At 71.0% G+C, this 14,113-nt stretch carries 8 protein-coding genes; 3 read left to right on the plus strand and 5 right to left on the minus strand.

The window, feature by feature from the left end; genetic code table 11:
* Positions 1-116: 116 nt before the first annotated feature.
* Complete coding sequence (locus tag AC1MFI_RS16025) at positions 117-2,726, plus strand: DNA gyrase/topoisomerase IV subunit A (protein ID WP_479818112.1); 2,610 nt, start codon at positions 117-119, stop codon at positions 2,724-2,726.
* Positions 2,727-2,770: 44 nt separating this feature from the next.
* Here the strand turns inward: AC1MFI_RS16025 and AC1MFI_RS16030 are convergent, their stop codons facing one another.
* The 4 genes from AC1MFI_RS16030 to AC1MFI_RS16045 form a co-directional block, all read right to left on the minus strand.
* The gene (locus AC1MFI_RS16030; protein WP_479818113.1) at positions 2,771-3,820 is read right to left on the minus strand and encodes a GNAT family N-acetyltransferase; all 1,050 of its coding nucleotides are present in this window, start codon (positions 3,818-3,820) and stop codon (positions 2,771-2,773) included.
* A gap of 73 nt (positions 3,821-3,893) precedes the next feature.
* Positions 3,894-7,442: a thiol reductant ABC exporter subunit CydC gene (gene cydC, locus AC1MFI_RS16035; RefSeq protein WP_479818115.1), complete on the minus strand. Its 3,549-nt coding sequence runs from the start codon at positions 7,440-7,442 to the stop codon at positions 3,894-3,896.
* A 20-nt stretch (positions 7,443-7,462) separates the two neighbouring features.
* Positions 7,463-8,485: a cytochrome d ubiquinol oxidase subunit II gene (cydB, locus tag AC1MFI_RS16040; RefSeq protein WP_479818117.1), complete on the minus strand. Its 1,023-nt coding sequence runs from the start codon at positions 8,483-8,485 to the stop codon at positions 7,463-7,465.
* A gap of 90 nt (positions 8,486-8,575) precedes the next feature.
* Positions 8,576-10,153 carry a cytochrome ubiquinol oxidase subunit I gene (locus tag AC1MFI_RS16045; protein ID WP_479818119.1) on the minus strand — a complete coding sequence of 526 codons (1,578 nt, stop codon included), beginning with the start codon at positions 10,151-10,153 and terminating at the stop codon, positions 8,576-8,578.
* Positions 10,154-10,371: 218 nt separating this feature from the next.
* Between AC1MFI_RS16045 and AC1MFI_RS16050 the strand changes: the two genes are divergently transcribed.
* Together AC1MFI_RS16050 and AC1MFI_RS16055 are read left to right on the plus strand one after the other, a co-directional pair.
* A complete protein-coding gene (locus AC1MFI_RS16050) occupies positions 10,372-10,740 on the plus strand; it encodes a BlaI/MecI/CopY family transcriptional regulator (RefSeq protein ID WP_400484432.1) in 369 nt (122 codons plus the stop codon).
* 7 nt (positions 10,741-10,747) lie between these two features.
* Positions 10,748-11,740 carry a M56 family metallopeptidase gene (locus AC1MFI_RS16055; protein ID WP_479818121.1) on the plus strand — a complete coding sequence of 331 codons (993 nt, stop codon included), beginning with the start codon at positions 10,748-10,750 and terminating at the stop codon, positions 11,738-11,740.
* 61 nt (positions 11,741-11,801) lie between these two features.
* On the opposite strand, the gene AC1MFI_RS16060 is transcribed toward AC1MFI_RS16055, so the two are convergent.
* Entirely contained in the window at positions 11,802-13,910 is a 2,109-nt protein-coding gene (locus AC1MFI_RS16060; RefSeq protein WP_479818123.1) for a DNA gyrase/topoisomerase IV subunit B, read from the minus strand.
* Positions 13,911-14,113 lie beyond the last annotated feature (203 nt).

Here is a 14,113-nt window from a genome sequence, read left to right on the forward strand (position 1 = left end):
GGTAGTCGGCATCCCCTCGGCCATGGGTCGAACCGCGGCCGGAACCGCCCGCGGCGCGCGGATGCCCGCCGACCACCCGCTTCGCACACCCGAGTTGTTGAGGAACCGCCACGCACATGGCCAGGCGCCAGAACTCCGCCCCGCCGGAGGATTTCACCGAGAAAATCATCGACATCGACGTCGAAGCCGAGATGGAGGAGTCCTTCCTGGAGTACGCGTACTCCGTGATCTACTCCCGTGCGCTGCCCGACGCGCGCGACGGCCTCAAGCCCGTCCAACGGCGCATCCTCTACATGATGACCGACATGGGACTGCGCCCGGACCGCGGGCACGTGAAGTCCGCGCGCGTCGTCGGCGAGGTCATGGGGAAGCTCCACCCGCACGGGGACAGTGCCATCTACGACGCCATGGTGCGCATGGCCCAGGATTTCTCCCTCCGCCTCCCCCTCATCGACGGGCACGGCAATTTCGGGTCGCTCGACGACGGCCCCGCGGCCGCCCGGTACACCGAGGCCCGCCTGGCCGCGGCCGCCCTGACGATGACGAACCACCTCGACGAGGACGTCGTCGACTTCGTCCCGAACTACGACAACCAGCTCACGCAGCCCGAAGTGCTGCCCGCGGCCTTCCCCAACCTCCTCGTCAACGGCGCCAGTGGGATCGCCGTGGGCATGGCCACCAACATGCCGCCGCACAACCTCGGCGAGGTCGTCGCGGCGGCACGCCACCTCATCGCGAACCCGGACGCCTCCCTCGAGGACCTGACGCGCTTCGTCCCCGGACCCGATCTTCCGAGCGGCGGCAAGATCGTGGGCCTCGACGGCGTGCGGGACGCCTATGCCACGGGGCGAGGCTCCTTCAAGACCCGCGCCACCGTGACGGTCGAGCAGCTGTCGGCCAGGCGCACGGGCCTCGTGGTCACGGAACTCCCCTACACGGTGGGTCCGGAGAAGGTGATCGAGCGGATCAAGGACGCCGTCACCGCCAAGAAGCTCCAGGGCATCTCGGACATCGTCGACCTGACGGACCGGATGCACGGCCTCCGCCTGGTGATCGAGCTCAAGAACGGCTTCAACCCCAACGCGGTGCTCGCCCAGCTCTACCGCTTCACGCCGATGGAGGATTCCTTCGGCATCAACAACGTGGCCCTCGTGGACGGGCAGCCGCGCACGCTCGGACTCGTCGAGCTGCTGAAGGTCTACGTCGACCACCGGATCCTGGTGGTGCGCCGCCGCACGTCCTACCGGCTGCAGCGCAAGCTCGACCGCCTGCACCTCGTGGAGGGCCTGCTCGTCGCGATCGTCGACATCGACGAGGTGATCCAGATCATCCGGTCCTCGGACGAGTCCTCGGAGGCGCGAACGAGGCTCATGTCCATCTACGACCTCTCCGAGATCCAGGCGAACCACATCCTGGAACTCCGGCTGCGCCAGCTCACCAGGTACTCGCGGATCGAGCTCGAGAAGGAACAGGAGCAACTCCGGCTCGACATCGCCGAGCTCGAGGCCGTCCTCGGGTCCGAGGAACGGCTCCGCACGCTCGTGTCCGACGAGCTCGGCGAACTGTCGGAGCAGTTCGCCACGCCGCGGCGCACGGTGCTGCTCGAGTCGGAGGCCGCCGCCCCGCTCAAGGGGTCGGTGCTGCCGGCTCCCGCAGGCAAGGGCGCGAAGGCGCTGATGCCGCTCGAGATCGCCGACGATCCCTGCTGGGTCCTGCTCTCCGCCTCCGGACAGCTCGCTCGTACGTCCGACCGCCAGCCCCTGGGCGACGGCCAGCGCATCAAGCACGACGCCTTCCGGTCCGTGCTCCCCTCGACAGCCCGCGGTGAAGTGGGAGCCGTCACCTCCGCGGGCAGGATGATCCGCCTCCAGGTCCTGGACATGCCCGCCCTGCCGCCCACCGCCGGCGTGCCGAACCTGGCCGGCGGGGTGCCGTCGTCGGAGTTCATCACCCTCGAACGGGGTGAGAGCCTCGTGGGACTGGCACCGCTCAATGCTGTGGTGGCCCTCGGCACGTCGCAGGGCGTGGTGAAGCGCGTCCAGCCGGAGTACCCGCTGAACCGGGACGACTGGGAGGTCATCGCCCTCAAGCCGAAGGACAGGGTGGTGGGCATCGCCTCCGCCCCGGACTCCGAGGACCTCGTGTTCATCACGCGCCGGGCGCAGCTGCTGCGCTTCCCAGCGGCGTCGGTGCGCCCGCAGGGACGGACCGCCGGCGGCATGGCCGGCATCAAGCTGGCAGCAGGAGACGCGGTCCTGCACTTCGGGGCGCTTGCTCCCGAGGACGACCAGGGTGTGGTGGTGACGGTCACCGCGGCGGATGACGCACTGCCGGGCACCTCCGCCGGCTCGGCGAAGATCACCGAGTTCGCCGAATACCCGGTCAAGGGCCGGGCCACGGCGGGCGTGCGGGCGCACCGGTTCCTCCGCGGGGAGGAAGCCCTCTCGCTCGCGTGGGCCGGCCACGGACCCGCCCGCGCGGCGTCGGCCAACGGTGTGGCGCGGGCGCTGCCCACGGAGCACGGGCGGCGCGACGGCTCCGGCGTTCCTCTGACGCAGCAGATCGATGCCGTCGGCCCGAGCCTGCTCGGACTCGTCCGAGCACCGCGCCCTGCCACGGGCACCATCGCAGGATCCGGGGCGGCCGTGGGCGTCGGGGAGGGCCCGGACGAGCCCGTGCGCTCAGGACGTGGCGGGGACGACGACGCCCAGGGGACGCTGCTGTAACTGCTGCAGCCCGGGGTAGGGCCGGCGCGTACGGACGGGGCAGGTCACCCGGCCGGCGCCGTGAGCGGGAGGTCGAAGACGATCGAACGCTGGGTCGGCACGTACCCCATCCGTTCGTACAGGCCCAGGGCCCCGGAGGGGTTCTCGGTGTCGACGCCGAGTCCCGCGTTCTCCATGCCGGAAGCGCGATAGCGCTTCATCGCCTCCGCGAGCAGCGCCGGTGCGAGACCGCGGCCCCGCCAGGTGCGCCGGACGCCCAGCAGGTCCGTGTACCCCTCGGAGTGGCCGAGCAGTTCCTTGGAATCGGGGTCGTAGCTGGCGAGCTGGTACGCCACCACCTCGCCCTTCGCCGGATCGAGGAGCGCAAGGCTCCAGTCCGCGCGGAACTCCGGGTGGCTGACGGTGAACTGCCAGGACTCCTGGTCACGGGGCTCGCTCCCCCAGTGGTCCTGGAAGGCGTCGTTGTGCGCGAGGCGGACGAGCTCGGCGATGGTGCGATCGGTACCCTCGGCGAAGCTCACGAGCTTCAGCTCGGCGGGGAACGGCAGTTCGGGGATCGGCTGGTCGAGGGGCCTGGTCATCTCGGTGAAGTACCGGACGATGGTGCTGCCGCTCGCCCTGAGCAGTGCCAGGTGCGAGGCGTTGCGCTCCTCGACATAGTTGCGGAAGGTCCCCTCCGTCCGCCCGGTCTCCCGCAGCCGCATCCCGGCGAGCCACGCCTGCCAGGCAAGGACGGCACGTCCGATCCCGCGCCGGCGCCATGCCGGGTCGACACCACCGGCGCCGTGCACGAGGGAGGAGCCGGGGTTCATCGACAGCCGCCCGAAGGCGCGCGGCACGCCGTCGCCGTCGAACCCTGCGATCGTGTCCCGGCGCGGATCGTTCTTCGACGCCCGCAGCGCCTGCTCGAGGTCGGCGCGCTGCTCCACCCAGTCCGGTTCGTCCTGCACGGCGATCCGACGGATCAGCGCCAGCCAGGGGTCGATGTCCGCGTGACCGAGCGGCCGCCAGCGCAGGATTCCGGGCAGGGGCGGCGCAGCCGGGCCCTGCCCGCTGGCGGGGACGGCGTCCTGTCGGGGTGTCTCGGGCGTCATCCCTCCAGCGTATGGCAGGGCGCGTCCGCCTGCCCTGATTCCTGCGGATCGAGCCCCGGGCCGCCGGCCACGATCAGCGCGGGCGCGCCGCTCCGGCGGAGAGGGTGGGGCGGGGCGAAGCGTCCAGCGCCACCACCTCATCGCACAATGCCGCCTCGTCGCGGTCGTGGGTGACGAGGAGGACGGCGTGCCCGGAGAGCCCGGCCCGCAGGTCCTCGAGCAAGGAGCGGGCACCGTCGGCATCGAGGTGGGCGGTGGGCTCGTCGAGGAGCACGACGCCGGACCGGGTGAGCAGGGCGCGGGCGACCGCGAGGCGCTGCCGCTGCCCGCCGGAGAGGCGGGATCCTCCGGCTCCTGCGGGAGCATCCAGCCCGTGCTCGAGGCCGCCCACCATGTCCGACAGTCCCACGGCGCGGACGGCGGACTCGAGCTCCTCCTCCGTGGCGGGGTCTCCGGCCGACCGGGCGAGCTGCAGGTTGGAGCGGAGGCTGGAGTCGAAGAGATGGCTCTCCTGGGGGCACCAGGCGATCCGTGGCACGCTCCCGGGCGCAGCAGGCACGCCGTCCACGAGGAGCCTGCCCTCCTCGAGCGGCAGGAATCCCAGCAATGCCCCGATCAGGGTGGACTTGCCGCTGCCGGAGGGTCCGGTGAGGGCGGTCCAGCGCCCGGGGACCAGGGCGAGGTCCACGTCGGCGACGACCGGTCGGGACGGCTCGTAGCCCACCGAGGCGCCCTGCAGCCCGATCGTCCGCACGGGGGCGCCTGACCGGTCCCCGCCCGTGCCGGTGTCCTGCCGCCAGTCCCGGGAGGGGCCGAGCCTCGGCAGGATGCGACGCGAGACCGTGGACAGCGGGCCCCAGTGCTGCACGGCGGAGGCTCCGGCGACGAACGGTTCGATCAGCGCGAGCTGCATGAGCACGAGCACTGCCGTGATGTCCGCCGGCAGGCCGGCTGCGGTGACGAGGATGCCGAGGGAGGCAGCACAGCAGGCGGCGACGATCACCGCCGTCGAGGCCCCCGCAGCAGCAGCCGACCGTCCGGCTGCCGTGGCGGCCCGCTCGTCGAACCGCCTCGTCAGGTCGAGGGCCGCCCGGTGGGCGCCGTTCACCCTGAGATCCGGAGCGGCACGCAGGAGACTGGTGATGCGTTCGAGGGCGTCGGCCCGCACCTGCACGGCCGCAGCACCGGCTGCCTGCTCGCGGACGACCGCGATGACGGGGGCGACGACGAGGGCCGCACCCACGGCGAGAGCCTGCCAGCCGAGGGAGGCAGGGTGCAGGAGGGCCGTGGTGACGAGCGCGGCGAGCCCGGTGAGGACGGACGTGACGAAGGGCAGCAGGGCACGCGACGAGAGGTCCCGCAGCTCGTCGATGTCGCCCACGAGCCGCTCGATGCCTCCGGAGCCGCGGGCGATCGTACGCCACGAGCGTCCCGCCCGGAGCAGGCCCGTCCACAGGCGCAGCCGGGTGTCATCCGCCCGATGGAACACGGCCCGATGCAGCCAGAGGCGTTCCTCATAGCGCAGGAGTGATCGCCCGATGCCGAAGAACCGGACGCCGACGATGGCGGTGAGCAGGTAGAGGATCGGGGGCTGCTCAGCGGCCCGGACGATCAGCCAGCCGCTCAGGGCGGTCAGGGCGACCGCGAAGCCGGAGGCGCCGAGGCCCAGCGCCGCGGCCGCGAGGAACCGGCGATCCCACGGCTGGACGAGGGCCAGCACGTCGCGCGCGGAGCGGAGCCAGGCCACCGGGCCGACCGCGGTGGGTCGCGGCTCGGGTCCGTCCGCACCGGCGGCGTCGGCCCGCCGTGGCCCACGGTTTGCGGCGGGTCCTCCGGCGACGCTGTCCCGCGCCGGGAACGCTGCGGGTGCGGGGACCGCGGGCGCCGGCGCATCGCTGCCGGAGGTCCACGGTCCTGCCTCCGTCTCGGCTTCCGCACCGAGCCGGACCTCGGCCGAGGCCAGGGCGGCCGTCTCGTCGTCGTGCGCGATCAGCAGGACGGCGAGCCCCGGCCGGCGCGCCTCGATGGCCGAACGGATCGCCTCGGAGGCTCCCTCGTCCACATGCGCCGTCGGCTCGTCGAGCAGGAGGAGGCGGACCGACGGGTCCTGCGCCCTCACCAGCGCCCGGGCGACGGCGACGCGCCGCAGCTCGCCGGGGCTCAGCTCTCCGGCCCGCCGATCGGCGAGCCCTGCGGCACCGACGGCGGCGAGCTGGTCCTCGACGGCCAGGGAGTCCGTCCCGGGACCGCCGTACAGGGCGAGTTCGGCCCCCACGGTCTGCATCAGGAGCTCCGGGTGCTGCGGGACCCAGGCGACGACGCCCTCCTCGAGCCCCGTCACCTGCCCCTCCAACCGGAGGCCTGCCGGGACCGCCGCTCCCCCGGCCAGTGCGCGCATGAGCGTGGACTTGCCGGACCCGCTCGCTCCGCGCAGTGCGGTGATGGAGCCGGGCGCGAGGACGAACGAGACGTCCTCGAAGACGGGCCGGAGGACGCCGTCGTACCGTGCCCCCAGGCCCGTGACGGCGATGCCGCCCGAAGCGCCGTCCCCGGCTACACGGGCCCGGGACGGCGCCCGTGCGGGAACGGCCCCGTCAGCCACGGGAGCGTCGATCACCGCACGGACGCGGGCGCCGGACTCCTCGCCGTCCTCGCTGGCATGATGGGCGGCACCGACGTCGCGCAGGGGCCCGTAGCACTCCGGCGCCAGGATGAGCGCGATCAGGGCCGTCTCCAGGCCGAGGTCCCCGTGGATCAGCCGGACCCCGGCGAACACGGCGACGACGGCGACCGAGATGGTGCTGATGAGTTCGAGCGCCAGGGACGAGAGGAAGACCGTGCGGAGCGTGATCATGGTGCGCGAGCTGTAGGCGCCGGCGATGTCACGGAGGGCCCGCGTCTGCTCGGCGGCGCGGCCGAGTCCCACGAGGACGGGGAGTCCCCGGGCGAGTTCGAGCAGGTGGTCGGACAGGCGGCCGAGCGCGGCCGCGGCCTGCTGCGTGCGCTCCTGCGTATGGAGGCCGATCAGCGCCATGAAGACCGGCACGAGCGGCACCGTGAGGATGATGACGAGGGCGCTGACCAGGTCGGCCGCCAGGATGCGTGCCCCGACCAGGAGCGGGACCACCGCGCAGGTGATGAGCGCGGGCAGGTACTGCGTGTAGTACTTGTCCAGTCCGTCGAGCCCGCGCGTGAGCAGCACCGCGAGGGATCCCTGGCCGCCGGCGTCCGCACGCGTGGTGCCGCCGTCGTCGAGGACGCGCAGCAGCGCGGCCTCCCGCATCCGTTCCTTGACCCCGAGGGCGAGGCGCGCCGCGGTCGCGTCCTGCCCCCAGGCCGCGACGGTGCGCAGGCCGGCACCCAGGACGCCCTGCAGGAGGACCGCCCGGACGTCGGGCGATCCGGCGGCCACGGAGGCGATGCCGAGGGCGAGGGCCTGGGCCATGAGGACCAGCCCCGCTGCCCGTGTGGCGGCGAGGATTCCGAGGAGGTACAGGGCCGACGTCGAACCCGCTGCTCCCGCCGGCCCGCCCGACCTCAGCACTGCCATCGGGGAGACGGCCCGGGCCTCCCGGGCGGCAGCGTGGTCCGTCGGCGCCGCGACGGGTCGTATCTCGGGCACGGATGTCCCGGTGGCTCCGCTCACAGGGCTGGGACGTCGTGTGCCGCGGGGATGCTGGCCTCCGAGACGCGCCGGCGGAAGACCCAGTACGTCCACGCCTGGTAGGCGAGGACGAGCGGCACCCCGAAGCACGCGACGATGCTCATCAGGCCGAGCGTGTAGGGCGAGGACGAGGCGTTGGCGACTGTCAGGTCGAACGCCGTGTCCAGGGTCGAGGGCAGGACGACGGGGAAGACGGCGCCGAAGATCGATGCGACGAGCGCGAGCATCCCGGCTCCGAGCGCAGCGAAGGCACGGCCGTCGCGCCCTGCGAGGGACCAGCGGTAGGAGGCCGTGAACGCCGCCGCTGCGAGGACGACGAGCAGCCACGTGACCACGGAGCCCGTGGTGAGCTGGACGAGGAGCGCCCACCCCAGGAAGGGGATCATCGCAACGGGCAGGAGCCGGCGGAACAGTCGGTCCGCCTGGCCGCGCACTCCGCCCTCCGTCTTGAGGGCGACGAACGCCGCAGCGTGCACGAGGCAGAACAGGACGACGGCCGCCGCTCCCAGCAGCGCGGGGGCGGTGGCCCAGGCGAAGGGCCCGCCCACGCGATCGCCGTTGGCGTCGAGCGGCAGTCCCGTCGTCGTGAGTGCGAGGGCCGCGCCGATTCCTGCCGCGGCGGTGAAGGACCCGAGGGCGATCGCCCAGTCCCAGCGGTTGCGCCATGCGTCACTGTTACGCTTGCCGCGCCATTCGAAGGCGACCGCGCGGAAGATGAGGCCCAGGAGCACGAGGAGGAAGGGCAGGTACAGCGCCGACAGCAGGGAGGCGTACCAGTACGGGAAGGCGGCGAACATGGCGCCGACGGCCGTCACCAGCCACACCTCGTTGCCGTCCCACACGGGGCCGACGGTGTTGAGGAGGACACGGCGCTGCGTGTCGTTGCGGGCCATGAGCTTCATGAGCATCCCGACCCCGAGGTCGAAACCCTCGAGGAACAGGTAGCCGGCCCACAGCACGGCGATCAGGACGAACCAGAGGGTAGGCAGGGCCTCGGTCATGGGAGAGCGTTCCGTTCGATCGGAGAGATGAGGAGTAGGGGGCCTCGGCGGCCGGCGCCGGCGGCCTGGCAGGAGGGCCCGGCGGGCGGGTCAGTAGGCGAAGGCGAGGACGTCGCCGTCGTCCTTCCTGCCGCCGTCCGGCGCGGACGCGTCGTCACCGGCGTGGACCAGCTCAGGCATGGCGGATGCGGTGCCGCCGCGGACGTACGTGAAGAGCAGCTTCACCTCGACGACGAGGAGGACGGCGTACACCAGGGTCAGCAGGACGAGCGAGGTGACCAGCTCCGCCAGGGAGACACCGGGCGAGACCGCCGCCGCGGTGAACATGAAGACGCCGTCGATGCCGGTCGGGTCCGGATTGGGCGCGACGACGAAGGGCTGCCGGCCCATCTCCGTGAAGACCCAGCCCGCGATGTTCGCCCCGAACGGCGCGAGGATCCCGAAGACCGCCAGCCGCATGAGCCAGCGCGACTCCGGCACGGTCCCCTTCCGCAGTACCCAGAGGGCGGCAGCGGCGGCGGCAGCGGCGATCGCCCCGAAACCGATCATGATGCGGAAACCCCAGTAGGTGACCTCCATGACGGGCAGGTAGTCGATCTCCGAGCCCGCCAGGTCCCCGTACATCGGGTCGTCCGGCAGATGGGTGCCGTACTTCTCCTGGTACTCGGGCAGGAGGGTGTTGACGCCCTTGACCTCGGTGGTGAAGTCCCCGTTGGCGAGGAAGGACAGCACGCCCGGCACCTCGATGACCGCGGTGATGTCGTCGCAGCTCTGCGCGCCGAGGTTCCCGACCGAGAGGATCGAGAAGCCCGTGCCGTCATGGCAGGCGGCCTCGGCGGCCGCCATCTTCATGGGCTGCTGGTCGAACATGAGCTTGCCCTGCAGGTCGCCGGTGATGCCCGTGCCGGCGAACGCGATCATGGCGACCACGGCGCCGGCCCGCGCCGAACGCAGCCACACCTTGTGGTCGGTCGCGTCCCTCGCGCCCGTGGTGCCGCCGACGACGATCGTCCCGTCGGGTCCGACCGTGTCCAGGCCGTCGTGGCGCCTCTTCCACAGGTGGTACCAGCTGATCCCGAGGAGGAAGGCGCCGGCGACGGCGAGGCAGCCGAACAGGGTGTGCGGGAAGGCGACCAGTGCGGTGTTGTTCGTGAACACCGCCCAGGCGTCGACCATCACGGGCCGGCCGTCGATCATCTCGACGCCGACGGGATGCTGCATCCACGAGTTCGCGACGAGGATGAAGTAGGCCGAGAAGACGGACGCCAGCACGGCGGCCCAGAGCGAGAGCAGGTGGATCAGGCGCGGGAGCCGACCCCAGCCGAAGATCCAGAGCCCGAGGAAGGTGGACTCGACGAAGAACGCCAGGAGTGCCTCCATCGCGAGCGGTGCGCCGAAGACGTCACCGACGAACCGGCTGTATTCACTCCACGCCATGCCGAACTGGAACTCCTGCACCAGACCGGTGGCGACCCCCACGATGAAGTTGATGAGGAAGAGCTTCCCCCAGAACTTCGTCATGCGGAGGTAGTGCTCCTCGCCCGTGCGGTGCCACATGGTCTGCATCATCGCGACCAGGAGCCCCAGCCCGATGGTCAGCGGGACCATGATGAAGTGATAGACGGTCGTGATTCCGAATTGCCACCGGGCAATCTCCAAGGCTTCCATCAGGCCCTTTCAGCAGTGCCTCGCGCCGGCCCCGGCGCATCTTCTACAGAGTGTAGAAGAGTTTCTTCTACGTATCGTAGAACAAATCCGAGAGCTCTTCTACGTGGAGTAGAATTGTTCGCTCCGAGGTTGTACGTTAGAGGCACACGCAGTACTCCCCACGGGGAGCGGATCCGGTCCCGGGAGGACGCGGATCACGTATTGATCGAAGGAAGAACATGGCAACGCTCGGTGACCTCGAACGCACGGTGATGGACCTCCTGTGGGCAACGCCGGAGGCGATGACCGCCAATGAGCTGCGGGACGCCATCGCGGAGGCGCCCTCGGGAGAAGTAGGGCGCGAACTCGCTGTGACGACGGTCCTCACCGTGCTGTCACGGCTCGAGAAGAAGGGCCTCGTCGAGAGGGAGCGCGACAGCCGCCCCCATCGGTACAGGTCGGTGACGAGCCGGGAGGACCACACCGCCGAGCTCATGCACGAGGTGCTCGTGACCGCACCGGACCGGGAGGCGGTCCTCGCCCGCTTCATCGGCAGCGTGTCCGAGGCCGAGGCGGAGACCCTGCGCAAGCTGCTCGGCGGCAGCTGACCGGACCGTGTTCTGGGCCTCCTATCTGCTCGCGGCTCTCGCGATCATCCTCGCGTGGCCCGCTCCCATCGCGCTCTCGCGCGCCTCCTGGCCCGCCCGCGCACCGTTCACCGCGATGGTGCTCTGGCAGTCGATCGCCCTCGCGGGAGGCCTGTCGATGATCGGCGCGATGCTCGTCTGGGGGCTCGAGCCCCTCGGTGACAACCTCATCTCGGCGTCGGCGGGCTTCTTCGACATCCTGGTCGACGACGGGTCGGCGCAGACCCTCGGCGTGATCCATGTCTTCGCGATCAGTGCGGCGACCCTGCTCTTCGGGCACCTCGTCTTCACCCTGGCGCTGACCTTCGTCCGGATCCGCCGGCAGCGGAGCCGCCACCGCGACATGCTCAACCTGCTGAGCTCCCCCGCCGTCGACCAGCCGGCCACGCTCGTGATCAACCACCCTGCACCGGTGGCCTACTGCCTTCCCGGCGGCGCCAGGTCGGTGACGGTCATGTCGGACGGCCTCATGGACCTCCTCACCCAGGCCGAACTCGACGCCGTCCTCACACACGAGAACGCGCACCTCCACCAACGCCACCACCTCCTGCTGTGGGCCTTCGCGGCCTGGCGGTCGGCGCTCCCGTGGCTCCCGACCTCCCGGCTCGCGCAGCGGGCCGTGAGTGAACTGATCGAGATGCTGGCCGATGACGAGGCCCTGCGCCATGTGGACGAACCCACGCTCGTCCGTGCCATCGCCATCGTCGGCTCCGGGGCCCTCCCGTCGACGCCCGATGCGCTCGAGGATCCCCTCGCCGAGGAGGGCCGGAGCAAGGCCGTCGGAGCGGCGGACGTCACCGGAGGCATCACCGACGCCCGATCGACCGCCCACCGGATACGCCGCCTGCTCACGCCCCTGCCGCCCCTGAACCGCGTTCAGCAGGGGTTGGCCCTGTCCGCGGCCGGCATGCTGATGGTGGTGCCGCCGGTCCTGCTGGTCGCTCCCGAACTGCTCGGCTGAGCAGCCGGGGCGCCGGCCGGAGGCCGCGGTGGTCCCCGCCGGCGTGAGCCGGCTCGCGCACTCAGGCGTCGATGCGATCCCTGTCGAGCGACGAGGCTCCCGCGATGATGAAGTCCTTGCGCGGAGCGACGTCGCTGCCCATCAGCAGGTTGAAGACGCGCTCGGCCGATTCCGCCTCCTGGATGCGGACGCGACGGAGCGTCCTGTGCCTCGGGTCCATCGTGGTCTCGGCCAGCTGCCCCGCGTCCATCTCCCCCAGTCCCTTGTAACGCTGGATCGGGGACTTGTACCGCTTGCCCTGCTTCTCCATCGCCGCCAGGAGGCGCGTCAGCTCCGCCTCCGAATAGGTGTAGATCATCTCGTTGGCCTTCGAGCCGCCGTTGATCACCTCCACCCTGTGCAGCGGCGGGACGGCCGCATACACGCGCCCGGCCTCCACGAGCGGGCGCATGTACCGGAAGAACAGCGTGAGGAGCAGGGTGCGGATATGGGCTCCGTCGACGTCCGCGTCGGTCATCAGGATTACCTTGCCGTAGCGCCGGGCATCGAGCTGGAAGCTCCGCCCGGAGCCGGCGCCGACGACCTGGATGAGGGCGGCGCACTCGGCGTTGGACAGCATGTCCCCCACGGATGCCTTCTGCACGTTGAGGATCTTGCCGCGGATCGGCAGGAGCGCCTGGTAGTCGGAGGACCGGGCGAGCTTGGCGGTCCCCAACGCGCTGTCGCCCTCGACGATGAACAGTTCCGAGCGCTCCGGATCGTCGATCCGGCAGTCGGCCAGTTTGGCAGGCATGGTCGACGTCTCGAGGGCGTTCTTGCGCCGCTGCGTCTCCTTGTGCACCCTTGCCGAGATGCGCGACTTCATCTCCGCCACGACCTTCTCCAGCAGGAGGGCAGACTGCGCCTTGTCGTTACGGGCCGGGGAGGACAGCCGCGCCTGCAGTTCCTTCTCCACCACCCTCGCCACGATCGCCTTGACGGCGGACGTCCCCAGGATCTCCTTGGTCTGGCCTTCGAACTGCGGCTCCGCGAGCCGGACCGTCAGCACGGCGGTCAGTCCCGCGAAGACGTCGTCCTTCTCGATCTTGTCGCTGCCCGCCTTGAGCTTGCGCGCATTGGCCTCGATCACCTTGCGGAAGGTCTTCAGCAGCGCCTGCTCGAAGCCGCTCTGGTGCGTTCCGCCCTTCGGGGTGGCGATGATGTTGACGTAGCTGCGGACGGTCGTCTCGTACCCGATGCCCCAGCGGAGGGCGATGTCGACGTCGCAGTCCCGCTCCACCTCGGCCATCTGGCTGTGCCCGCGCTCGTCGAGCACCGGCACCGATTCCTTGAAGCGGCCGGACCCCTGGAATCGCCACACGTCCGTCACGGCCGCGTCGAGGGCCAGGAACTCGGCGTATTCGGAGATCCCGCCATCGTGCTGGAAGACCTCCTCCACCGGGCCGGACTCCCCCGGCGTGCCCGGCAGCTTCCGCTCGTCCCGTAGCGCGATCCGCAGGCCCGGCACGAGGAAGGAGGTCTGCCGCGCACGGGTCTGCAGTTCCTCGTAGGAGAACGTCGCATCCGGCGTGAAGATCTGCCGGTCGGCCCAGTACCTGATCCGCGTACCCGTCACGCCACGCTTGGCCGATCCGACGACCTCCAGGCGCGAGCCGTCGAGGAAGGGCTCGAAGGCGGAGGCGGGCGACGGCGTCCTGCCGTCCTTGAACACACCCGGCTCACCGCGGCGGAAGGACATGGCGTAGGTCTTGCTGCCGCGGTCGACGAAGACGTCCAGGCGGGAGGACAGCGCATTGACGACGCTCGCGCCCACGCCGTGGAGCCCTCCCGAGGCGGTGTAGGACCCGCCGCCGAACTTGCCGCCGGCATGCAGTTTGGTGAACACCACCTCGACGCCGCTCAGGCCGGTCTTCGGTTCGATGTCCACCGGGATGCCTCGGCCGTCGTCGTGGATCTCCACCGAGCCGTCCGCGTGCAGGATCACGGTGATGCTCTGGCCGTAGCCCGCCAGGGCCTCGTCGACCGAGTTGTCGATGATCTCCCAGAGGCAGTGCATGAGGCCGCGCGAGTCCGTGGACCCGATGTACATGCCGGGACGCTTCCGCACCGCTTCGAGGCCTTCGAGGACCGAGAGGTGCCGGGCTGTGTAGTCCGAGGTGGGGGGTGTCACGGTGGGAGGGTCTCCTTGGCGGAACGGGCACGATCCAGGACAGGCGTCAGGAGGGTGATTGCGGGGAAGAGTGCCTCCAGTTTATTACGGACCACCGACACGGGGCGGCAGGCGCGTCCCGCCGGGCCCTGCGGCGCATACTGCGGGGATCCATACCCCTGGTACGCCCGGAGCGAAAGGAGGCCAAGCCTGCGAAGGGACGG

Source organism: Arthrobacter sp. BC5 (assembly GCF_056680255.1).

Coding starts and splice junctions, on each gene's coding strand:
- AC1MFI_RS16025 (WP_479818112.1), top strand. CDS start 117: ATGGCCAGGCGCCAGAACTCCGCCCCGCCGGAGGATTTCACCGAGAAA.
- AC1MFI_RS16030 (WP_479818113.1), bottom strand. CDS start 3,820: ATGACGCCCGAGACACCCCGACAGGACGCCGTCCCCGCCAGCGGGCAG.
- cydB (WP_479818117.1), bottom strand. CDS start 8,485: ATGACCGAGGCCCTGCCTACCCTCTGGTTCGTCCTGATCGCCGTGCTG.
- AC1MFI_RS16050 (WP_400484432.1), top strand. CDS start 10,372: ATGGCAACGCTCGGTGACCTCGAACGCACGGTGATGGACCTCCTGTGG.
- AC1MFI_RS16045 (WP_479818119.1), bottom strand. CDS start 10,153: ATGGAAGCCTTGGAGATTGCCCGGTGGCAATTCGGAATCACGACCGTC.